Below are 22,211 nucleotides of genomic sequence, written 5' to 3'. Positions count from 1 at the left end.
GTTACATCATCTTCATACCCAATTGCGCCAAGACGATAACCAAGACTAGCCCTAAAGGATAGACGGCGGCATATGCGATGGAGGGATAATCGGTTTTGGTAATGTTGTTCGCCATCGTTAAGGTCGGCGTCGAGGTCATCGCTCCGGAGAGAAGTCCCAAAATATCGATAAAGTTCATCTTGAAAATCGCACGGCAAATCAACGCGACCACGGCAAGGGCAACCAACAATGCACCCAATGCGACCAAAATAGGGATAAACCCGTTGTTTTCCAAAGACTCGACCAAGTATTTACCCGCATTCGTACCGAGCGTTGCCATAAAGATCAACTGTCCCAAGGTTTTCAGAAGCGACGTCGAGTGCGGCGAGAGATTCCACACGATCGGTCCGACGCGCCCGAGTCGTCCGAGTACCAATGCCGAGATCAAAATGCCGCCCACGAAACTGAGCTTGATCGTTCCGACAAACGGTAACGCAAGCGGAACGCTTCCCAAAAGAATGCCGACGACGACACCGAGGGCTATCGGTAAAAAGTCTGCCGCGGGGTATTTTAAAAGGTCGTTACCGATGATTTTCGTTACTTTTTCGGCGTACATCTCGGGAGCGACGACATGGAGTTTATCGCCCAAGCGCAACGTCAAATTCGGATAAGCCGCGATGTCGATACCCGCACGTCGAACCTTCGTAATAACCGCGCGAAGCGATTTAAGCTCTTTGACCGTACCGATTTTTTTGCCGATGATCTCTTTGGACGTCGTTAAAAGCCGTAAAACGATCATATTGTCGTCAAAAACATGCTCTTCGCCGATGCTTTCTCCCAAAACGATGCTAAGGTTGCCAAGCTGTTCTTCCGTTCCGCAGACGCGAATGACGTCGCCGTAGCGAAGCAAAATGTCGTCGTCTTCGGTGCTATCGATTTTCTCGGTGCTCATGCGTTCGATCACCGTGGAAGTCATGGCTTCGATTTGCGATTTTTTAATTTGCGTGGTTTTAAAATTTTCGTTCGTGATGCGAAAGTTGCGCGTCAAAATATCGGGAAATCGGCTCTTTTGCGCCGCTTCGTACGCCTCAACCTCTTTTTGTAAATCCACGCGAAAAAAGACGGGCAAAAGGCGTATAAACAAAACGGTCGCGACGATACCGAAAGGGTACACCAAACCGAACATAACCGACGTTGCGGGCGTATGCTTGATCTCCAAAGCCGCCGCCAATGCCGGAACGGAAGTCAACGCACCGGTAAAAATACCGTCGATAATGGTTTTGGGCATGTGCAAAAAATGTCCGGTAGCAAAGATGATCACAAACAAAATAACCAGCAAAAGTGCCGCTAAAAGGTTGAGTTTGAGACCTTCGTGTTTGATAGTGTCAAAAAAACCGGGACCGGATTGTAGCCCGACCGCATAGATAAAAATCGCCAGACCGAAATACTGAAACGCATCGGAAATAACCATGCCGTAATGCCCCGCTATGAGCGCTACGATAAGCATCGCGGTCACATCGAGCGAAAAACCTTTGATTTTGACGTTGCCTAAGATATAACCGACGGAGATAATGGCAAAAAGATAGAAAATTTCGTTATTGATCATAAATAAAAATGCCTTAAAAGAATTAGGCGAATTATACCTTAATTAGCCGTTACTTTTAAGGCAAACGTGACTAAAAATCTTTTTCGATTTTAAAGGCATCGAAGATAATGTCGATGGCTGACATACGCGCACCGTGATTGGTTGCATCCAAAATTTCACCGTCGCTGTAGCCAAAATCGCGCAAGGCTTGGACGTCTTTGGCTTCCACATCGTGTGGGGTTCGTACGGCTTTTAGTACAAACAGAAGCATCGCTTTTTCTTTGGGTTCAAGCTTGGCATTTTGCGGATCGGCGCGCATCGCTTCGACTTCTTTGGGCGTCCAGCCTAACATGTTAATCAGAATGGAAGCGTTCATATCGACACAGTAGCTGCAACTGTTTTTATCGGAAATGAGCATACGGATGCTGGCTAGCAAAGGCATCGAGAGGCTTTTTTGTTTTAACATGTAGTATTCGATAAAGCTCATTTGCTGTTTGATCAGTTCGGGGCTTGCGCTAAAAATTTGCGCCGAATTGCTCACGCGCCCGCGCATCGCCGTAATGTTTCCGTAAAGTTCCGCCAATTCTCCCGTGGCATCTTCGGGTTTGATCGTTTGAATCAATGGCATTATGTTTCCTTTGAAAGTGATGGTGTCGATACGAGCGTTTAAACGCGACTGGATAACTTGACCGTTTAGTCAAGACGCATTCTAACAAAATTTGACCGATTAGTCAAGTCTAGAAGAACTGTGCTATAATACGGTAGAAACATAAGGACGATACGATGGAAACAACACGCGATAAGCTTATCAACGCTACCTTTGACGAGGTCTTTTCACACGGCTATCAAGGTGCGTCGCTTGCCGACATCTTAGCCAAAGCAGGCGTGCACAAAGGCTCCATGTACCACTTCTTTGCCAATAAAAAAGAGATGGCCTTAGCCGCCATCAAAGAGACCATTTTGCAAAAAAACGCCGAAAAATACCGCTACGTCGAAACCTACACCAGCGGCTTTTTGGAAGAGTTCTTCACCCGTTTGCGTGACACCTCTGTGCGAGACTTCAAACGAGGCTGCCCCATCGCCAACATCATCCAAGAGATGTCCAACATCGATGAAGATTTCAACACGCTCATGAAGTCCATCTACGGCGCTTTTCGCTCCAACGTCAAAGCCATTTTAGATAAAGCCATTGAAGTAAAAGAGATGAAACCCTGCGATACCACAAAACTAGCACTTTTCATCACCTCAACGATCGAAGGCGCTATTTTAGCCGCCAAAGCGAGTGGAAATGCTCAGGATTATAGCGATGTGATTGAGGAGTTGATAGAGCATATTGAGGGGAAGAGGTAATGGAAAAACTCTGCTTGTTTTGAATAATTATAACTCTCTGCGAAGATGTAAAAACCTATAAACATAAAACAATGTCAATATCCAGAAGATACATTGAGAACCTATATTTAGTGTTTGAAATAGATTGTTGCTTATTGTCGGCATATATAGATAAGTGTAAGCATTATAGCCGAGGCTTATCAAATAATAGCCCGACACAATGAGTGCGATAACTTTAAAAGTCATAGGTGTGTCAAAATTAGGTATTTTTTCCTTAATGAGTTTTAAACAATACTGCAAGCCAAAGAAAAATGCAATAAGATTAATCAAAAGAGCAACAATAGCAAAACCCATAGGACTTACATTAATCATACCAACCTTTTTAAAAATAGTTAATACAATTATTGAAATCACGTTTGAAATAGCAGGAGCCAAAATAAAAATCGAGACTAAGATTGCGATGATTGGTAGAGCAGTAGATGATATTTTTGGAAATTTTTCTTTAATGACATCTAAATTTCGAAATAAAATAAAACTATCAATCAAGACTAAAATAGCAGTAGGAATAACTGAAATCATAAAAAAAATTCCACTAAAACAACCCGACCCACATGTCAAACCATAATATGCAAGGTAAGAAGCGATGAGTATCGGTATAGCGGAAATGAATAACCATACATAGCTAGCAGGAGCTCTAAATACTTTACAATAGAACCATGCGAATAAAATGGGGAGGATATGAAAGCCTATAAACATTACAATCATAAAAATAGCCATATTCAGAACCTTCTATTGACTAATTATAGGAGATTTCATTCTATAATAACAACACTTAAATATTATTTCAAAACTTAGCAATATCGGAGTAGTTTTAATTCTTCGATTTTTCTACAATACCCCAAACGCAAAGCAAAAGAGGCAAGATGAAAGAGAGTACCCGTGAGGATTACGTTCGTTTGGTGTATAAAGTTGTTTTTTACATCGAGCAAAATGCGGACAAAGAGCTGAGTCTTGAGGAGCTTTCACGCATTGCAGGGTTTTCAAAGTACCATTTTCATCGCATTTTCAAAGCGGTTACGGGAGAAAACATCGGCGATTTTATTGCTCGGGTGAGGCTGGTTTATTCGGCGTGGAAGCTTAAAACTGAGCCTAAGATCACTGATGTGGCACTCTCGTGTGGGTTTGAAACCAATGCCTCTTTTAGTAAAGCGTTCAAAAACCGTTTTGGCATGAGTCCACGTGCGTATGCGACGATGCTTAAAGCGAACAAAGGAGTTGTGATGCTAAAACCTACCATGGTCGAGTTTAAACCTCTAAGCGTTTTTTATGTGCGAAAAACAGGAGCGTACGAAACCTCTTCATGCGAGGCGTGGAGTGTTTTGATGGCGTTTGCGTATGAGCAGAGAATGAAGTTTCGCAAAAATATTATGGGTAAAGCAACGATGCACTTTGGCATCGGGCACGACAATCCAAGCCTTGTTGAGCAAAATTTACTGCGCTACGATGCGTGCATCACGTGTGAAGATGAGAGCATTGAGGTCAAAGGTGAAGTCTTTAAAAAGGTGCTTGAGGGCGGAAAATGTGCGGTGTTTTTGCATAAAGGTGCGTATGAAAATCTTAAAGCGACGTATGCGCAGATTATGGATTGGGTGGTGAGTGAAGGTATTGGGCTTCGTGATGCACCTTTGTTTGAAAAGTACCTCAACCGCGACCCAAGACGCACGAAACCTGAGAACTTGCGTACTGAGATTTACGTGCCGATTGTGTAATTACCCCACTACGAACGAGGCATAGCCTACCACGCGCGAGGCGTCTTGGGTGCGATCAAAACTGGTGCGATAGTCTAAAAAGTAGGGTTTAAGTCCAAAGTTTGGCGCACTTTGCACCAGTGCTTTCACGCCAGTGAGTCCACAGGCTTCACAGCCGTGAGAGAGACCTTGGAGGCTAAGCCGTGAAATAGCATCGATGCACGTTTGATCGAGCGCGTTGGCGCGTTCTTGCGTGTAAAAATGGCTTAAATCGGTGCTAATGACAAGCAAGGTTTGCTCTTCGCAAAGCACGGTGTCGATGAGGCGTGAGAGCTCCGTATGCGCAAGGTCGCCGTAGACGATTTCGATGACTTTAGCGTGTTTGAAGTAGTGACGGATGAAGGGCATCTGCACTTCGGTGGAGTGCTCTTCGTGTGCATTGGAGTGAAAATCTAAAAAAGCAAACTCTTTTTGGAGCGTATGAGCGTACGTAAGGTCGATTTCCAGTTCGCCGCAGGGCGTGTGATACGCCTCGTACAACGCGACGGAAGCACCTGCGATGTAGACGCGATGACTAGGACCGATGACCACGACACGTTTGATGTCGGGGCATTTTAAAGCGGCATAGCGGTAGGCAAGATTGGCGGTGTAGCCGCTGTAAATGTAGCCCGCATGCGGCACGATAAGCGCTTTTGGCGAAACGTCGAAAGTCGGCTTGGGGGCTGCTTGATTAAAGTGCTCGATATAGCGTTGGATTTCAGCGCAACTTTCGGGGTAAAACATGCCGGCGACGGCCGATTTTCGTTTATTCATCGAAAACTCCTGCGAGTTTGGTGTGGCATTTTGGACAGCATCCCTCGATTAAAGAGTTTGCCGTGACTTCAAAGCGGTGACGCTCGATTACAACGTTTTGACATGTAGCGCATCGTGTCGGATTTTCGCGTTCGACATTGCCGACGTAGACGTGTTTAAGCCCTGCATTTTTGCCAAGGGTTTGCGTACGCTCTAAGGTTTGCATCGGTGTCACAGGCAATGAAAGCTCGTGATAATCGGGATGAAACGCGCTGATGTGCCATGGGGTCTCTTCGCCTAACTCTTTAGCGATAAACGAAGCGACGGCAAAAAGCTCCGCGTCCGAATCGTTACATGTTGGAATGATCAGCGTCGTGATTTCGACCCAAAGACCGTTTCGTTTGAACTGTTTGAGGTTTTCCAAAACGACCTCCAACGAGCCGCCGAGGGCTTTTCGGTAGTAATCGCGGTTGAACGATTTGAGATCGACGTTGACCGCGTCGATGACGCCTTTCATATCGTCGATGACTTCAGAGGATTCAAAACCGTTGGTCACAAAGATGTTTTTAATGCCCCGTTTGTGCGCCAAAAGAGCGATGTCATGGGCATAGGGGTAAAAGATGCTCGGTTCATTGTAGGTGTAGGCGATGGAAGCACATTCGTATTTGAGTGCCGTTTCTACGATGTGTTCGGGAGTGATCGCTTCTTTAACATGTAAGGTTTTTTCTTGGGAAATACTCCAGTTTTGGCAAAACGGACATTTAAAATTACAGCCGATCGTTCCCAAAGAGAGTGCCCTCGTGCCCGGTAAAAAGTGGTAGAGCGGTTTTTTCTCCACAGGGTCTACATGTAACGCCGCGGGATGAGCGTAGACGAGATTTTGGATGACGCCTTGTACGTTTTTATTCACGCCGCAGATGCCGCTTTGTCCCTCTTTGAGACGGCAATAATGCGCGCAGAGCAAGCACACCAGACGAGAACCTTCCGCTTTAAAGTAGGTCATTATTTTACCTTTTCAACCTTGTAACGCCAAATATCGGGATGATTTTTTAAACACCCTGCTTCCAGTCCCGCTTTTTGACAAAGGTGTGAAAAAAAGAGTTCAAAATCGGGCAGTTGTTCCCACACTTGGGGTAAAAAGGTCGCTTTTCGCGTCCCTTTTTGCAAGATGATGCCATCTTCTCCCACACAAATTTTCGACTTCAACTCTTCGATGTCATGGTATGTAACTGCTTCGGGTGCGCTCAAAAGGGAGACTTCGATCTTTACATGTAAAAACTCTTCAGGGCTTAGCGGGTAAAAACGAGGGTCATCAAATGCCGCGGCTTTGGCGTTATGGATTAGATCGTCTAAAAAAGGTCGATGCGCAACGAGCGAGCCGATACAACCGCGAAGTTGTCCGTACAGAGTGAGGGTCACAAACGTCGCTTTCGCTTCGGCAAATTTGGGGTTTTGTTTGAGCAGTGCGCTGGTATCGATCGTCGAAGTATGCTCTAAGCCGTCTTGGATAGCCTGTTTGGCAATAGCCAGAATCACGTTTTGCATGGTCTCTCTTTTCAAAAATGATGAAAGAAGTCTTATCGGTACAATTATAGGATAAAATGGCTGATGCAGATACCAAAACGTGTTGACATGTCAAACATTAACACTGTTTTGCTAGACTATCGTATGAAATTTGAGGAGCAGTGAATGAAACAATGGATGGCAATGATCGTAGGTGTCGCTCTTTTTTCAGGGTGCAGTATGAATTGGAATTTTTGGAGTCAAAAAGCACCCGAACCCGCCAAACAAGAGGCAAAAGCGGCAGATGTTCATTTCAAATTACAACCGACGGTTTTGATGTACGAGCTTGATATTGCCGATCGCCCGTATAAAAACATGGGCGAAGTGAGTGCTAGCGTCACCAAACTCAACCCGTGGGGAGACGAGCCCAAACAAGCCGACGTTGAAGCCAAGCTCAAAGAAGAAGCCCTCAAAAAAGGTGCAGACGCGCTCATCTTCGTACGCTACGAAAAACTCGGTGTCTCGTGGAATCGACTGAACGGCATCGAAGGCAAAGCCCAAGCCGTTAAATTTACGCATTACTAAACGATGCGCAATTTTGTACTATTTTAACGTGCAAAATTGCGTTATACTTGTGCTATGAAACTTCCACTTCTGAGCGATACGGCGTTTGAAAATATCGCCGATTCGACCGATAACTTTGCATTCCATTTTCACGACACCTACACGATCGGACTCACGCACCGAGGGTTATTTACGTCGCATTACGAGCATCGAATTATTCCGGTGTACGAACACACCGCGCGCATTATCAATCCGGGCGAAATTCACGGAGGAGAGTCGCATGCGTGGCAGTACACCAATTTTTATCCCGACGCCGAGCTTTTAAGCACGCTATACGAGCAGATGTACGGTGAAAAAAAGATGCCGATTTTCGAGCGGCACATCATCGAAGACGAAGCATTTTTTAGGCGTCTTATCGCCTTTTTTCAAGCCGTTTACGCCGATGAAGCCGCGATGATCGTGGAGTCTCGACTCATCGACGCGCTTGGTTATTTGATCGCGCATTATGCACAAAAAGCGGCACCCTACCCGTTGGCATATCACGAGCCTCAAGCGATGTCGACGGTCATCGAGTACATCCACGATAACATCGAAACGGACATCACGTTAAACGCACTCGCCAAAACCGCACATGTAAGCAAATACCATTTTCTCAGACTGTTTAAAAACCATACGGGACTCACCCCGCATCAGTACATCATCGCTGGGCGCGTTTGCAAAGCTAAAACGCTGGTGATGCAAGGAGCACCCCTTTCGCATGTCGCGTTGGAAGCGGGCTTTAGCGGCCAGTCGCATTTTATCCGAGCGTTTCGTAAGATCTACGGCTATTCGCCCAAGACGTTGCAAAAAAGCAATTTTATTCTATAACTTTTCCATGTAAAAACGGTACACTTCACGCAAGGAGCTTGCTATGGCACATAAAAATCTTTTTTTCTTTTTACTCTTTCTTGCGATGGTCGCGTGGGGCGGTTCGTGGGTCAACGTCAAAATCATAGGACATTACGTCGGGGCTTACGAGATGATCTGGTTGCGTTTCGGCATTACCGCCGTTTCGATGATTCCGATCATTCTTTGGCTCAAACACTCGTTTAAAATCGACCTTAAAAGCTTCGGTTTGGTTGTTTTGGTCTCGGTGACGCTCATTTTATACAACAAATACTACTATCTCGGCACGAAATTCGGTACGGCGTCTTTGGGCGGTGCGATGGTTACGACGCTGATTCCGATTTTGACGTTTGTCTTTTTAGCGATTTTGGGAACGAAAAAAGTCACGCGCAAAGATGCGTTTGCGTTGATGATAGGCGCGCTTGGCGTTTTAACGATGTTGCACATCTGGACGTTTGATCCGGCGCATATCTGGGTTATCCACAACCTTTACTTTTTGCTAGCGGCGATTTTGTGGGCGGTGCTCACGATCATCAGCTCCAAGTCGACCAAGATTTCGCCGATCGTGTTTACGTTTTACATGTATGTCGTTACCGTCGTGCTCGATTGGGTTTTCTTTGCCGATATCGGTGCGTTGCCTTTTGCGTCGTTCGATCGTGTTTTTTGGATCAATATCGCGTTGATTTCACTCGCCGCGTCCACGTTTGCCAATACCATCTATTTTTTAGGCATTGAAAAGCTCGGTGCCGCGGAAGTGAGTTCGTTCGTCTTTTTCGTGCCCTTCTCCGCTATTATTTTAAGTGCGCTCTTTTTGGACGAGAAGCTGGACGTCTTTATCATTTTAGGAACCGTTTTGACGCTTTATGCGGTTAAATTGCTCAACAATATTACACTTTTAAAGCGACGCCGAAAAAACGTTGAATAGCCTCAAAGTGGCGCTCAAGTCCCTCAAAACTGTGAGTGCCGCCCTCCTCGACAATCATCTTCGCTCCTTCTAAAACATCAAACGCCTCTTCGTAGTCGAGCACCTCATCGCCTTTTTGAAGCAAAACAAAGAGGTTTTTGAGATTGGGCTCTTCAATCTCGTAACTCTCTAGCATTTCGACATGTGAAGCGTTCCACTCATACGCCGAGTTATCGTAATAATTGACTCCGTGTCCGATGGCGCGATCTAAAGTTTCGGGTGCATTGATCGCGGGATTGATCAAGACGGCTTTGAGATGGTACTTATCGCTCAAATAAAGCGCGTAATACCCGCCCAAAGAAGAACCCATCAAATAAACCGTTTCGTTCGCGAGATACGACTCGATCAATTCGTCAAGCGTGTGAATCGCAAGATCGGGAATCGTCGGCAAGGATGGCGCAATAAAGCGAATGCCCTTTTCGTGAAAATGAGCACGCAACAATTTTGCCTTGTTCGCTTCTCCGCTTGAGCCGAATCCGTGGATGTAAATAATCATAAGCGCTCCTTTAAAAGTTCATTTTCGTATTGTAATCAAAACACAATTAATAACACCGTAGCGGCTTTTGATTTAGGCGTGATTTTATATAATTCGCACACGACAACAGGCGGAAGAAGGCAAAACAACATGGAAAACAGTGAGGTCATCGACAGTGTTTGCACGTATTGCGGTGTAGGATGCGACATCGCGGCAAACGTCAAAAACAATCGGATTGAAAGTATTTTCGCTCATGCCGAAGGCGTGGTATCCGAGGGAAAACTCTGCGTCAAAGGCAAGTACGGCTACGAATTTTTAAATGCACCCGACCGGCTCAAAGTGCCGCGTATTAAAAAAAAGTTTTTAAAAGAGAACCCAAAAATTGCCCAAGCGATAGCCTCAAGGCTCCGATCGCTCGATCAAATATGGTTTGAAACCGACGTGGAGGGTGCTACGACGGCATGCGCGATGAAACTCCAAGAAGTGCAAAAACGCTACGGTAACAAAAGCATTTGTGCGATCGGAGGAGCGCGAACCTCGTGTGAAAGCTCCTACCTTTTGCAAAAATTTACGCGCTTTACGCTCGGTTCGCCGCATGTCGATAATTGCGCGCGCATTTGCCACTCCCCTAGCCTTAAAGGTATGCGAACGACCATCGGCGAGGGTGCGGCAACCAATCCGTATAACGACATTTACCATGCCGAATTTATCGTCGTCATCGGCTCTAACACGACCGAAGCGCACCCGATCATCTCCAACCGTATCGTCGATATGGCGACCAAGCACGACAACCTTGCGGTGTTCGACGTCCGAGAGATTACCTTGCACCGTTTGGCAAAGTACAAAGGCATTATTCCGCACGAAGCCAATTTGCTGATTTTAAATATGATGGCGTACGTGATTATCACCGAAGAGCTTTACAACGAACATTTTATCGCCGATCGGACGCTGGGTTTTAACGACTTTAAAGAGCGCATTTTAAACGACCCGTTTGCCAATCCGAAATACTTCGAAAAGCTCGAAGGGTACGAGTATTTGAGCAAAATGATCCCGAAAGTCGCACGCGAATACGCACTCAAAAAATCGATGATCTTTTGGGGTTTGGGCGTGACCGAACATGTCGACGGATCGTTTGCGGTTATGGCAATCACGCATTTGGCGTTGATGACGGGAAATATCGGCAAGCAAGGAGCGGGACTGATGCCGCTTCGCGGACAAAACAACGTTCAAGGCGCCTGTGATATGGGAATGTTGCCCTATTACGCTCCCGATTATCAAATACCCGACGAGATCGGATTGATGACGCCCGAATTGATCGACGAAATGATCGACGGGCGCATCAAAGCCGTGATCAATATGGGCGAAGATTTAACGCATGTTCATCCCAATACCTCTAAAATCGAAAAAGCGCTTCAAAAGACCGAATTGATCTTCGTGCAAGAACTCTTTATGACGAAAATCGCCGAATGCGCCGACATCGTCGTAGGCGTCAAATCCGCTTATGAAAAAACGGGCGTTTACATCAACGCCATGAGACGCCTGCACCTTTCGCAACCCTTGGTGCGAACCGATCTTCCCGACGATTGGGAAGTGATCCAGCTGCTGGAAAAAAAGATCAAAGGAACGTACGCTTACGCCGATTCGAAACAGATATGGGACGAAGTGCGCGAAGTGGCATACCGCCGTTTTTCGGGTGCGAGTTACAACAGACTTGAGCGACACCGCGTACGAGGTCTGCAATGGCCCGTTCATACTGAAGACACGCCGATTTTACACCAGCTCGATTTTCGTACCGAAGACGGTTACGGACGTTTTCATTACCACGCGTACGAACTTCGAGGCATGGTCGAAGCGTTGCATGAAAAGCGTTTAAGCGGTTATTATTTGACGACCGGACGAACGCTGGCTTTGTACAACAACGCTTCGCAGACGTTGCGTTGCGAAAAACTCGCCAAACGTTACGAGGAGACGGTGCTCTTGGTCAATGAAGCCGATGCGGCGGATTTTAAAAGCGAAAGAGTCATCTTAAAAACCGAATTTGGACAAAGTGCGCCTTTAAAAGTTCAGTTGACCGACAAAGTTCGACCCAAAACGCTTTTTTGTACTTTTCATCACGCCGATGCCGACATCAACCGACTCTTCGGCGATCGATGCGACGTCTTCACGCTGACGGCGGCATTTAAGTCGATCAAGGTCGAAGTCGTCAACCTCTAAAGCACCTCGTACGACACCGAAACGATCTTACCTAAAACATCGATTGATGCTAAGATCGTTTCGGTACGACGAGCGTTTCTCGAAGTTTAGCGGTATACCTTAAAAAAAGTATTAACCTCGTTTTAATCTATTTTCACTATAATGTCTCCAATTCAAGACTTCAAGAAAAAAGAACTTCAACAAAAACCTACCGGATTTGGGATATCCTCAGTGAGTATGTAGGTTTTTACATACGATATTGACGGGTTGCTCCCCATTAAATTTTTATGTATACGAGTTTGTGCCGCGCCGCACTTTAAGTTTGTTTTGAAAAATTAATCACAACGGAAATACATTATGCAAACATTTGAATCTTTCGGTTTACACCAAGATATTCTCAAAGCTATTACCGAGGCTGGTTTTAAAGAACCGAGTCCCGTTCAACAACAAGCCATTCCTTTGGTTCTCCAAGGTAACGACATCGTCGCACAAGCCCAAACCGGAACGGGTAAAACCGCGGCATTCGGCCTTCCGACCATGAGTATGATCGATGCACACCTTAATAAAGTCCAACTTTTAGTTATCACCCCTACGCGTGAACTTGCGACGCAAGTCAGCGACGAGCTTTATTCGCTCGGTCGTTTTTGCGGTATTAAAACCGTCACGATTTACGGAGGCAGCTCCTATTCCCGTCAAATCGGTTTGATCGAAAAAGGCGCTAGCGTCATCGTCGCCACTCCGGGACGAATGCTCGATCTTCTCAAAAACGGTAAATTACCCGGTTTTGCACCTAAAATGGTTGTCCTTGACGAAGCCGACGAAATGCTCGATATGGGCTTTTTAGAAGACATTGAAGAGATTTTTACCTACCTTCCTAAAGAACGTCAAACCCTTCTTTTTTCAGCAACCATGCCAGATCCTATCAAACGTCTCGCAACCAAGATTTTGCACGAACCGCAATTTGTGAGCATTACGCCCAAAGACCACACGACGAATGAAGACATCGAACAACTCTATTACGTCATTAACGAATACGAAAGAGACGATGCGATGATTCGTCTTTTGGATGCGCTTGAGCCTGAAAAAGCCATCGTTTTCTGTCGTACGAAAAAAGAGGTCGACAGACTCTCCACCCAACTGATGGCAGTAGGACATGCGGCCAAAGGCTTACACGGCGATATGGAACAAAACCAACGTGAAAGCGTTATTAAAGGCTTTCGTAATTCCCAAATCGAAATTTTAGTCGCAACCGACGTCGCCGCCCGCGGTTTGAACGTCGCCGACATCAGCCACGTGTTCAACTACCATATGCCTTTTGATCCGGAAAGCTATGTTCACCGCATCGGCAGAACCGGACGTGCGGGTAAAAAAGGAACGGCGATTACGCTCGTAACGCCGATCGAATTTCACTCTATGCAACGTATCGGCAAAAAAGTCGGCTCAAAAATGGAACATAGAATGGTTCCAAGTCTTCGAGACGTTAAAGAAAACAAGCTCGTCAAAATTGCCGACGAAATCAAAAATGCCGAAGTTAACGACAGCGCAAGCAAACTTTTAGCCCTTTTGGAAGAAGAGATGGATATGTCGCAAATCGCGCTTAAACTACTCTCTAACCTCCTAAGAGAAAACAGTCCCGTAGGACCGGATAAAATCGGCTTGGATAAAAAAACACTCGAAAATGTCGTCAAAAACATCGAAGAGCGTGAAAACAGTCGCGGAAGAAGCGGCGGTAGACGCGATAGCAGAAGCGGCGGATACCGAAGTTCTTCACGTGAGGGCGGCGGCTACAGAGGCAGTCGTGAAGGCGGCTCACGCGATAGCGGCGGTTACAAAGGCTCACGTGAGGGCGGAAGCAAAGACGCGCGTCCTCCAAGAGGCGAAAGCCGTAACCCTTTTGCAAAAGAGGGAAGCAGTTCAACCCCACGCGAAGGCGGCGGATACAAAGGAACACGTGATAGTAATGATAGCAGACCGCCACGCGCTCCAAGAGCCGACAGACCCAGCGCACCACGCTCTGACGCAGGTCGTGCACCAAAAGCCGCTCCTAGAAACGCTTACAAAAAAGACTAATGTTTAAGAAGACGGCGTGCAATAATCACGCCGTCTTGCTTCTTTTATATTGCTTCTCTACGCCCTATCCAACGCTAACTTAAAACCTAAAACACCCAGCGCACTTCCTGCAAGTCTGTCAATGTACTTCTTCGTGCGTAAATAAATCTTTTGGGCTTTTTGCGTTGACAAAAGTCCTACAACGCACGAGTACCATGAAACATCGATGATAAAAGCGATTAAACAGACAAACAGCGTTCCAAAAGGCGGTATCTCTTGGGGAAGCAAAGCGGCAAAAATACTTCCGATGATGATGGCGGTTTTTGGATTGCTCATCTGTGTTGCAAACCCAAAAAGAATGGCTTTGGCAAAGCTCTTGGGTTTTTGCTCTAAGCTCAGCTTGGTCTCTAAAGGCGTATCGGCGTGTTTCCACATTTTATAGGCTAAATAGACAAGGTACATGCCTCCTACGATTTTTAAAGCGCCATACAAAAAAGGCACGGTTTTCAAAATAGCATAGAGCCCAAAAATGGCTAAAAGCGAAAAAACAACAGCGCCCATTCCTAAACCAATCGCCACCCCAAATCCCTCTTTGCGAGACTTTGAAACAGCCGTTTTGGCAATCAAAATAAAACTAGGTCCCGGACTCATCGTCCCCAATATAAACACCGTCGCTATCGCTAAAAGAAAAGCATATTCACTCATGATGTGCCTTTACATGTAAAAAGTTTGACCAGAATTTATGGCTTGTGAAAGTTTAGCACGTGAATGTGGATAGAGACATAAGAGAGATTGTTTAAATGGTTTTTTTGCTAAGATTTATTTTCTCAAATTTTCTTATATGAAAGGTTTATAATTGAGCATTGATATTGAAAAATTTTATAATGCATATTTTGAACCAAATCCTAATTGTAAAAAAGAAGCGATTACTTTATGGTCTTCTTGGTTAGGAATTGAAAACGCATATAAACTTGATGAAGTCACCATTGATGAATGGGAAAAATTTAATCATTTGCTTAGATTAATATTTAAAAAATATGAGGTCTATAAAATAGAAAATAATTTTTCTATAAAATTATTAAAATCTGTAGATTTAATTATATTAACATATGAAAAAGCAATGAATAAACCTGGTGATAAATTCGATAAATTATTAATTCCATCTTTAAATTGCGTAATTGAAGAAAGTTGGGACTATACATATCTTATTTGGTATTACGATGATGTTAGTATTAAAAAATTGTCACCATTAATTAAAGAGGCTGGTTTATATCATTTTAAATCTTAACAGAATAAAGTGCAAACTACTTTAATAAAATTGAACCATAAATCTTTTACATGTAAAGAAAAAAGTAACCTACTCTTTCAACTGCTTACGAGACACAACCACACCCTCATACCCCGTCGTTTTCACAGCATCTAAAAACGTCTTATCTTTAACGCCATCTTTGGCAATGACTACTGCTAATTTTGTCTCTAACGTTACTTTGGATGACTCAACACCCTCAACGCTTTTCAATGCTTTTTTGACCGCCGTTGTACACAAAGGACAGTGCATTTCAGCCACTTTTATGACCACTTCTTCTTTGGCAAAGAGCATCAACGGTAAAAGGAGTATCAACCATTTTTTCATTCTGCATCCTCAATAAAAAGATTTGCCCATTCAGGATAGAGCAATATCACGACAATCAGCCCTAAAATAATCGAGTAAAACCACACATAACGCTTTTTCTTTTGAGGATTACATGTAAACGTATGATGCGCGTAACTACGCCATGAAAGCCACAAAACAAAGAGCGATAATAAGGAGAGCGGTATGCGAAATGGGGTGAGAACTTCTAAAAAACTTAAGAATCCAAACGAGATTCCAAAGAGTAAAAACAGCAAAGGAGGCAGACAGCATGCGGTTGCCGCAAAGGCTGAAAACAGAGCTGTTAGTACGCCTAGAATCTCTTTTTTCATCGCTTAGAGTTTTTCTTGTGAGACAAAACTGTACGCAAATGCCGCTGGTGCGTAGTAGTCTAGAACATCGTCTTCCACTTCTGCATACGGGTAGCCAAACATATTGAGTGGTTTTTGCGCTGGTGTTGGGGCAAGTACGAAGTCACGCGCAGTGTTGTAACCCATCCAGTTCATCTCCCAGTTGCCGAAGAAGTATTCGCGAACCTCTTTGATGAGTGGATCGTTTAGCGTCATTTTCTCGGTCAAGATGACTTTTGCGACATCGGCAGGATCGCATGGAACCCAACCCGCGCCATCAAGGTAAAACTCTGCCCGACAGTGCTCGCCTCCCGTGATCTTCGCGAGTCCGTTTTCATCACTGCTTCCGCACGCTTTGGAGTAGCGAGAACTGCCCAAACGAATACCAAAGATCTCACGCGCAGGAACGCCCACACTTCTAAGAAGTGCTACAAAAACAGAGCTGATGTCGGTGCATTTTCCACCCATGATGTTCTGCTCAATTGCTTTGCCTGCATCACCTACGCCACAACCTACAACAGCGTTGTCACGGTACATATTCTCCGTCACCCATGCGTAGATCGCTTTGGCTTTATCAAGAGGTGTTTTAGCCTCAGCGGTGATTTTAAGCGCTAACTCTTTCACTTTACCACTCGTTGGGATGTGCGCCGTTGGTTTGAGGTAGTGTGCGACATCTTTAGGGTATTTGGTAGAAGCGGTTGCTTTGCTAAGATCGGCATTGCGCTCATTGGTTGTGATGGTGTAGGTGACTTCAAGCACTTTTTCGCCGCCATTTTTCCACTCAGCGTAAAGTGTTCTAGCTTTGTAGCTGTTTTTGTCGGTCACATAGGCACTCGTTGCATTTGAGCTAAATTTAAAATCGCTCACTTTTTGATAACTTGTCTCCTGAGGAAGCGGAACCCACAGTTTCGTCAAACCATTTTTGTTTTCGTGTTTGAGATTGTAGCTGTTTGTGACGAAAAAAATACGCGTTTTGCTCTTTGGCTCACTCGCTTCTAAGATCGAAACCTGAGGGAGGATGACCGAACTAGCTCCTAAGGCGACGCAGCCTTTCATAAACGTTCTTCTTTGCATAAAAGATCCTTACATGTAAAGTCGCACGAAGAGGAGAAAAAACATAATAGCAGTCAAAAAAAGAGTATTACGATTATGTTTGTCTAAGCCTTAGACTCGTGCATTGATAGGATTTTACAGTGAGTTTGCTTAAAAAAACCGTTTGGAGTTTTTCTAAAAACGAAACCTCTAAACGGTTTAATTTGCTTAAGAGACGGTTGCGCTCTTATGGCTTTTTGCGCTCTTTTTCTTAGCCGCAGCTAAGGCTTGTTTGGAAGATTTTTGCGTTGGTTTATGAGCTTTGGGCGTATTTTTCGATGCAACTTTTGATGCGGAATGCGTTGCATGTTTGACGTTTTTTTGAGGTGCTTTATGGGCTTTTTCTTTAACCGTATGTTTTTTGGTTTGAACCGTATCGCTTGTAGCGCTACCGCTTGCATAAACGCCTGAACTTAACACTAAAAGACTGACTAAAATCGCTAAGAAACGTTTGAACATCTCTTTTTTTCTCCTTGCTGAAAAATAAAATCGCATTGTACTCCGATTTCATAAACAATGTGTCATTTCCCGTTTTTTTACCTCACATCAAAAAAATCTTTATGCAATCTTTAATTAATATAGTAAACATATACCAAAAATTTTATATAATTTAAAAGAGTGAACGCTTTTTGCTTACAAACATCAAAACTCAGTTTAAAGGATACCTCGATGCATTTTTTAGTTGTTGACGATAGCTCAACCATGCGTAGAATTTTGTGCAATACCATCAACAGTATCGGCTATACGACCACAGCCGCCGAAGACGGAATCGATGCACTGGAAAAAGCGAAAGATCAAAAATTCGACGTGATTATGACCGACTGGAATATGCCGCGAATGGACGGACTGCATTTGGTACGAGCACTCCGAGCGATGGAAGAGTATAAAAAAACGCCGATTATTATGGTAACGACCGAGGGCGGCAAGCAAGAAGTCCTTACCGCAATCAAAGAAGGCGTGAATAATTATATCGTCAAGCCTTTTACCGCATTTGTTTTAAGAGAAAAACTCAAAGACATCGTCTAAAATCTAAAAAGCCTCGGTTATGATACCGAGGTATCAAAATGAATCGTAAAGAAATTCTGCCCTTCCGCGTAAAGATAACTCAAACGAAACCCGTGTTTTTCGACAATCGCGTTTGCGATGTACAAACCAAGTCCCAAGCCGTTGCTCGCTCCTTCCGTCGTGCGGTTGAACGGACGCGAAAAATCGCGACAACTCTCCAAAAGAGCTTCGCCGAAACTTCCCACCGTTAAAGCGTGTGCGTCGACATCCACTTCAATCGCTTCACACGAATGTTTCAAAGCGTTGTCAAGCAAGTTTTTGACCGCCGTCGCAAAGAGCTCAAAATCGACGTTTATCAAAGGGGCTTCTTCATGATGACGAAAGTGAATGCGTTTCGTATCGCACAACAGTAAATCCATCGCATGATCGAGTACGTCCACCAAACGATACTCCTTAGCTTCGAGCACCCATTCGTTGGAACTTAACTTCTCGATTTTTACCATTTCGCCCAAAAGCGTTTCCAAACGCTCGAAAATACGCTCCATCTGTTCTTGTTTTTGATTGTTTTCCAAAGTGTTTGAGAGCAGTTTCCCTTTCATAATCGGCGTTTTGAGTTCGTGAAGGATATTGCGTAAAAAAAGCGTTCGTGCCTCTTTTAACATGTGAATCTTTTCCATCGCCAAGTTAAATTCGACCGCGATTTCGCCTAACTCGTCTTCGCTTTCAATCGCAATAGGGTGAAATTTTTTTCGTTCGCCCACATACCGGATGTCGCTTTTCAGCTGTCGCAAGCGAAGCAGCTTTTGAAGTACCATCGTAAAAAAAAGAAGCAATAAAACATTAATCACGCCGCCTAAAATCCATAAGCGATACGGCGAGTAGCTTTCGGTATTTTCCAAAACCGACTCTTCCGCAAACCTCGGTTTCATGGGCGCATCAAAAGGCATCGGATGTTCTTTCGCAAAAGGCGGAGGCGGCGGAGGGGGATTGGGAACGAAAAAGAGCCGCTTTTCAAAAAGTACCATATGGAAAAACGGGTCTTCCAAGAGTTTTTCTCCCACGTTATCGAGCAAGTGCTTATCGAGCAAAGAGATACGAACGCCGAGTTTTGCGAGTGACGCGTCTTGATCGTCGGGATGATCGTGTAAGATTTTAACCGCCATAATAAAACGCTGAAACGTAAAGTACCGCAAATCGCTTTGCTGGCGTTTGTATTCGATCATTAAAGCGATGTTAATGACCGTGAACGTTAAGGCAAAAAAGATGCAGATAAGCGTTAAGATAGAAGCTTTACGCATTGACGAATTTATACCCGACTCCTCTTACGGAGACGATAAAACGGGGCTTTTTAGGATCGTCGCCTATTTTCTGGCGAATTCTACCCATAATCACGTCGATACTTTTTAGACTGCTCTCATATTTGATCGAACCGATATTGAGCAGTAACTCCTCTCTGGAAATCACAAAACCCTCTTTTTTTAACATGTACGAAACGATGTCGTATTCCGCCATGGTTAAACGAAGCTCGCGATCGGCTCGCGTGATCGTATGACGTTCCTCATCGATACAAAACGTTTGACATGTCGCCTCGTGATGCGTACCGTTTGCCGTGCCTCTTCGTAAAATGGCCCGTAAGCGAAACGCTAATTCTCTAGGATCGTAAGGTTTGGGTAAAAAGTCGTCCGCGCCCCGCGCAAAACCCATCTCTTTGTCGTTCATATCGGAGCGTGCCGAAGAGATGATGATCGCAAGGGAAGGAAACGTTTCGCGAACGATGCGGCAAATTTCAAGTCCGTCGATTTGCGGTAAGGAGAGATCTAGCACCAAAGCATCGAAATTTTCGTTTTGCAACGCGACAAGTCCTTCCAAAGGCGTACATGTCAAGAGCGTTTTGATCTGCTCTTTCTCAAGCGCGTTTTGAAGCAGTTGTCCCAATTCGACGTCGTCTTCGATCATTAAAATTTTAATCATGGTTTGATTATAGCAAAGCGCAAGTAAATGAAGAGTAACACAAAAACCGCGCTTTGCTTAGAGCGCGGTTCCTAAACTAAGCGTTAAAGCTAACGGACGTTCCCGACAAGGTATTTTGAGAAGCATAGTTGGAAATGATTTGCGCTAAAAGCGTTTTCATCATCTCGTCGTTGCGATCCATCGTACGCTCTTGCGTAGAAGCTACCTCGGAAGTATTTGTCGTCGTATCGCTTGAGTTTTGCGAATCCCGATAAGCACGCGCTTCTACGGCACTTACCTTACCGTCTCCGTCGGCATCGGCATCGTCAAAGTTCGAAGCCAGCGTCTCAAAAAGCGAAGATAAAGCACTATCCGTTGAAGAAACGTCATTTGCCATAGCCGAAAGTTCATCTTCGGTATAGCCCGTATCCTCTTCCTCAGAAGAAGAAGGCGGCGGTGGAGGCGGGGGCGTGCCTCCGGCCGCAGATACGGTACTCATCTTTGTCGTATCGGTGCTAGCTTCAGTCGATTGACTATAGCTCATCGCTTCGGCAAACGTCACTTTTCCGTCTCCGTCGGCATCGGCGGCGTCAAAATTTTCGACCACCGAAGAGAGCAAATCTGCCAAAGGATCGTCCGTAGAGGAACCCTCTTTCAATAAAGAAGTCATCTCCTCTTCGCTCAATCCGGTATCGTGCTCAGACGAGGATGACGGCGGCGGAGGTGGGGGCATAGAACCTGCCGCCGAAGAAGACATTTGCGCTAGCGTAGAGTTCAACTCGTCAAAACTAACGGAACCGTCTCCGTCGCTATCTATAGCAGTAAAAGCACTACTGATAGCACTTTCGTCACTGATGGAAAGCGCCAAAGCGGCACTACTAAACTCGGCACTATCGATTGATCCGCTTGAATCGCTGTCCATAGAAGTAAGCAACGCTTCTGCGAACGAGGACTCGGACGTAGCGGAATTTTTAGTACCGTAACCGTACGTTGCGCCCAAAGACGCTCCGTAAAGAGAATTTGAGCTAAGCGTCATCTTCTCCTCCTGTTTTTGGCTTGGGAATTTCCCGATAGCAATCCTAACGCCAAAGCGGTAAACGGTGGGTAACATCGAAAAAGTTTTTACATGTAAGGGGATTTTGGATAGGAAAAACATCATTGCATAGAGAACTTAAGTACCAAATCGGTACAATCGTAATGCTCATTTAAGGAATATACCGTGTTACAAAAAATCGAATCATCAAAAACAAAAAACAAGAGAGCTTACGATGAATCATCAGTCTCATATGGTTGTCTACAGTGATGGCGAAATAGAATTAAACGTTTCCGTCGATGAAGAAACGGTATGGCTAAATAGAAATCAAATATCTGATTTATTTGGGAAAGATGTCAAAACCATCGGTAAACATATCAACAATATTTTTAATGAGAATGAGCTCGCCAAACCTTCAACTGTCGCAAAATTTGCGATAGTTCAAAAAGAAGGGGAGCGAGACGTTAAAAGAGATGTCGAATTTTATAACCTCGATATGATTATTTCTCTTGGATACCGTGTCAATTCAAAAAAAGCGACCAAATTTCGACAATGGGCAACATCCGTACTCAAACAATATATCCAAAACGGCTATGCGCTCAATTCGCATAAAATGACAGAACAGCGATTATCAGCTCTTGAGAAGGATATAGCTACCATCAAATCGCATATTCAAAACCGCTCACTTGAAATTAAACAAGGTATCTTTTTTAACGGGCAGATATTTGACGCATACGTCTTTTTATCCGACCTCATTAAAAGTGCCAAAACAGCAATCACTCTCATAGATAACTACATCGATGAGTCTATCTTGACACTCTTTTCAAAAAATAAAACGATAAAATTCACCATTTATACGGCAAATATCTCCAAACAACTCCAATTAGATATTGAAAAATACAACAAACAATATAACAATTTAACCGTCCAAACTACCAAAAACTTTCATGACAGGTTTCTCATCTGCGATGAAACCGTGTATCATTTCGGTGCAAGTTTGAAAGATTTGGGTAAAAAAATATTTGCGGTCAATCAAATAAACATCGAAGTAAATCAACTATTAAAAAATATATAGGAATTCAAAA

25 protein-coding genes are annotated in these 22,211 nt (G+C 44.5%); 11 read left to right on the top strand and 14 right to left on the bottom strand.

Annotated features, from left to right (window positions below):
* Position 1 precedes the first annotated feature (1 nt).
* Entirely contained in the window at positions 2-1,585 is a 1,584-nt protein-coding gene (locus tag NL930_RS01320; protein WP_254377199.1) for an aspartate:alanine exchanger family transporter, read from the bottom strand.
* A 70-nt stretch (positions 1,586-1,655) separates the two neighbouring features.
* The gene (locus NL930_RS01315; protein WP_039673851.1) at positions 1,656-2,192 is read right to left on the bottom strand and encodes a carboxymuconolactone decarboxylase family protein; all 537 of its coding nucleotides are present in this window, start codon (positions 2,190-2,192) and stop codon (positions 1,656-1,658) included.
* A 155-nt stretch (positions 2,193-2,347) separates the two neighbouring features.
* Here NL930_RS01315 and NL930_RS01310 point away from each other — a divergent pair, with 155 nt between their 5' ends.
* The 3 genes from NL930_RS01310 (at position 2,348) to NL930_RS01300 (ending at position 4,662) form a co-directional block, all read left to right on the top strand.
* Entirely contained in the window at positions 2,348-2,914 is a 567-nt protein-coding gene (locus NL930_RS01310; RefSeq protein ID WP_254377200.1) for a TetR/AcrR family transcriptional regulator, read from the top strand.
* Between the two features lie 229 nt (positions 2,915-3,143).
* Positions 3,144-3,518 carry a hypothetical protein gene (locus tag NL930_RS01305; RefSeq protein WP_254377201.1) on the top strand — a complete coding sequence of 125 codons (375 nt, stop codon included), beginning with the start codon at positions 3,144-3,146 and terminating at the stop codon, positions 3,516-3,518.
* Between the two features lie 298 nt (positions 3,519-3,816).
* Positions 3,817-4,662: a GyrI-like domain-containing protein gene (locus NL930_RS01300; protein WP_254377202.1), complete on the top strand. Its 846-nt coding sequence runs from the start codon at positions 3,817-3,819 to the stop codon at positions 4,660-4,662.
* Here the strand turns inward: NL930_RS01300 and amrB are convergent, their stop codons facing one another.
* From amrB to amrA, 3 genes are read right to left on the bottom strand one after another with little or no spacing between them, the layout of a single operon-like run.
* Positions 4,663-5,454, bottom strand: coding sequence for an AmmeMemoRadiSam system protein B (gene amrB / locus NL930_RS01295; RefSeq protein WP_039673859.1), 792 nt, complete (start codon positions 5,452-5,454; stop codon positions 4,663-4,665).
* The gene (gene amrS, locus NL930_RS01290; RefSeq protein WP_254377203.1) at positions 5,447-6,436 is read right to left on the bottom strand and encodes an AmmeMemoRadiSam system radical SAM enzyme; all 990 of its coding nucleotides are present in this window, start codon (positions 6,434-6,436) and stop codon (positions 5,447-5,449) included. The genes amrB and amrS overlap by 8 nt, the downstream gene beginning before the upstream one ends.
* The gene (amrA, locus tag NL930_RS01285; protein ID WP_254377204.1) at positions 6,436-6,978 is read right to left on the bottom strand and encodes an AmmeMemoRadiSam system protein A; all 543 of its coding nucleotides are present in this window, start codon (positions 6,976-6,978) and stop codon (positions 6,436-6,438) included. Before amrA ends, amrS begins: the two co-directional genes overlap by 1 nt.
* A gap of 144 nt (positions 6,979-7,122) precedes the next feature.
* On the opposite strand from amrA, the gene NL930_RS01280 reads away from it, so the two are divergent.
* From NL930_RS01280 to NL930_RS01270, 3 genes are read left to right on the top strand one after another with little or no spacing between them, the layout of a single operon-like run.
* Positions 7,123-7,521, top strand: a complete 399-nt coding sequence (locus tag NL930_RS01280; protein WP_039673864.1) for a hypothetical protein — start codon at positions 7,123-7,125, stop codon at positions 7,519-7,521.
* A 36-nt stretch (positions 7,522-7,557) separates the two neighbouring features.
* On the top strand, positions 7,558-8,367 hold the full coding sequence (locus tag NL930_RS01275) for an AraC family transcriptional regulator (RefSeq protein ID WP_354672757.1): 810 nt from the start codon (positions 7,558-7,560) through the stop codon (positions 8,365-8,367).
* Between the two features lie 43 nt (positions 8,368-8,410).
* Positions 8,411-9,310, top strand: a complete 900-nt coding sequence (locus NL930_RS01270; RefSeq protein WP_254377206.1) for a DMT family transporter — start codon at positions 8,411-8,413, stop codon at positions 9,308-9,310.
* Here the strand turns inward: NL930_RS01270 and NL930_RS01265 are convergent.
* Complete coding sequence (locus tag NL930_RS01265; RefSeq protein ID WP_254377207.1) at positions 9,273-9,845, bottom strand: YqiA/YcfP family alpha/beta fold hydrolase; 573 nt, start codon at positions 9,843-9,845, stop codon at positions 9,273-9,275. The two genes, NL930_RS01270 and NL930_RS01265, sit on opposite strands and share 38 nt — an antisense overlap.
* A gap of 129 nt (positions 9,846-9,974) precedes the next feature.
* Between NL930_RS01265 and NL930_RS01260 the strand changes: the two genes are divergently transcribed.
* Both NL930_RS01260 and NL930_RS01255 read left to right on the top strand, forming a co-directional pair.
* Entirely contained in the window at positions 9,975-12,038 is a 2,064-nt protein-coding gene (locus tag NL930_RS01260; protein ID WP_254377208.1) for a molybdopterin oxidoreductase family protein, read from the top strand.
* 336 nt (positions 12,039-12,374) lie between these two features.
* Entirely contained in the window at positions 12,375-14,087 is a 1,713-nt protein-coding gene (locus NL930_RS01255) for a DEAD/DEAH box helicase (RefSeq protein ID WP_254377209.1), read from the top strand.
* Between the two features lie 57 nt (positions 14,088-14,144).
* Here NL930_RS01255 and NL930_RS01250 read toward each other — a convergent pair whose 3' ends face one another.
* The gene (locus tag NL930_RS01250) at positions 14,145-14,771 is read right to left on the bottom strand and encodes a LysE family translocator (protein ID WP_254377210.1); all 627 of its coding nucleotides are present in this window, start codon (positions 14,769-14,771) and stop codon (positions 14,145-14,147) included.
* Positions 14,772-14,922: 151 nt separating this feature from the next.
* Here NL930_RS01250 and NL930_RS01245 point away from each other — a divergent pair, with 151 nt between their 5' ends.
* A complete protein-coding gene (locus NL930_RS01245; protein WP_254377211.1) occupies positions 14,923-15,354 on the top strand; it encodes a hypothetical protein in 432 nt (143 codons plus the stop codon).
* A gap of 69 nt (positions 15,355-15,423) precedes the next feature.
* Here NL930_RS01245 and NL930_RS01240 read toward each other — a convergent pair whose 3' ends face one another.
* From NL930_RS01240 to NL930_RS01225, 4 genes are all read right to left on the bottom strand, one after another.
* Positions 15,424-15,699 carry a heavy metal-associated domain-containing protein gene (locus tag NL930_RS01240; RefSeq protein WP_039673877.1) on the bottom strand — a complete coding sequence of 92 codons (276 nt, stop codon included), beginning with the start codon at positions 15,697-15,699 and terminating at the stop codon, positions 15,424-15,426.
* A complete protein-coding gene (locus NL930_RS01235) occupies positions 15,696-16,028 on the bottom strand; it encodes an aryl sulfotransferase (protein ID WP_254377212.1) in 333 nt (110 codons plus the stop codon). The genes NL930_RS01240 and NL930_RS01235 overlap by 4 nt, the downstream gene beginning before the upstream one ends.
* Positions 16,029-16,031: 3 nt before the next feature.
* Positions 16,032-17,120 carry a transglutaminase family protein gene (locus NL930_RS01230; RefSeq protein ID WP_254377213.1) on the bottom strand — a complete coding sequence of 363 codons (1,089 nt, stop codon included), beginning with the start codon at positions 17,118-17,120 and terminating at the stop codon, positions 16,032-16,034.
* Positions 17,121-17,306: 186 nt separating this feature from the next.
* Positions 17,307-17,597 (bottom strand): hypothetical protein, encoded by a 291-nt coding sequence (locus NL930_RS01225; protein WP_039673881.1) that lies wholly within the window; start codon positions 17,595-17,597, stop codon positions 17,307-17,309.
* A gap of 210 nt (positions 17,598-17,807) precedes the next feature.
* On the opposite strand from NL930_RS01225, the gene NL930_RS01220 reads away from it, so the two are divergent.
* Positions 17,808-18,164 carry a response regulator gene (locus NL930_RS01220; RefSeq protein WP_039673882.1) on the top strand — a complete coding sequence of 119 codons (357 nt, stop codon included), beginning with the start codon at positions 17,808-17,810 and terminating at the stop codon, positions 18,162-18,164.
* 17 nt (positions 18,165-18,181) lie between these two features.
* Here the strand turns inward: NL930_RS01220 and NL930_RS01215 are convergent, their stop codons facing one another.
* The 3 genes from NL930_RS01215 to NL930_RS01205 all read right to left on the bottom strand — a co-directional run bounded on the left by NL930_RS01215 (position 18,182) and on the right by NL930_RS01205 (position 21,252).
* A complete protein-coding gene (locus tag NL930_RS01215) occupies positions 18,182-19,441 on the bottom strand; it encodes an ArsS family sensor histidine kinase (RefSeq protein ID WP_254377214.1) in 1,260 nt (419 codons plus the stop codon).
* The gene (locus NL930_RS01210) at positions 19,434-20,114 is read right to left on the bottom strand and encodes a response regulator transcription factor (protein ID WP_254377215.1); all 681 of its coding nucleotides are present in this window, start codon (positions 20,112-20,114) and stop codon (positions 19,434-19,436) included. Before NL930_RS01210 ends, NL930_RS01215 begins: the two co-directional genes overlap by 8 nt.
* A gap of 76 nt (positions 20,115-20,190) precedes the next feature.
* A complete protein-coding gene (locus NL930_RS01205; RefSeq protein WP_254377216.1) occupies positions 20,191-21,252 on the bottom strand; it encodes an EF-hand domain-containing protein in 1,062 nt (353 codons plus the stop codon).
* 109 nt (positions 21,253-21,361) lie between these two features.
* On the opposite strand from NL930_RS01205, the gene NL930_RS01200 reads away from it, so the two are divergent.
* Positions 21,362-22,201 (top strand): virulence RhuM family protein, encoded by an 840-nt coding sequence (locus tag NL930_RS01200; RefSeq protein ID WP_039673891.1) that lies wholly within the window; start codon positions 21,362-21,364, stop codon positions 22,199-22,201.
* Positions 22,202-22,211 lie beyond the last annotated feature (10 nt).

This window comes from Sulfurospirillum sp. hDNRA2 (genome assembly GCF_024206095.2).
Taxonomy (GTDB): domain Bacteria; phylum Campylobacterota; class Campylobacteria; order Campylobacterales; family Sulfurospirillaceae; genus Sulfurospirillum.
This window is presented reverse-complemented; position numbering and strand designations above follow the sequence as displayed.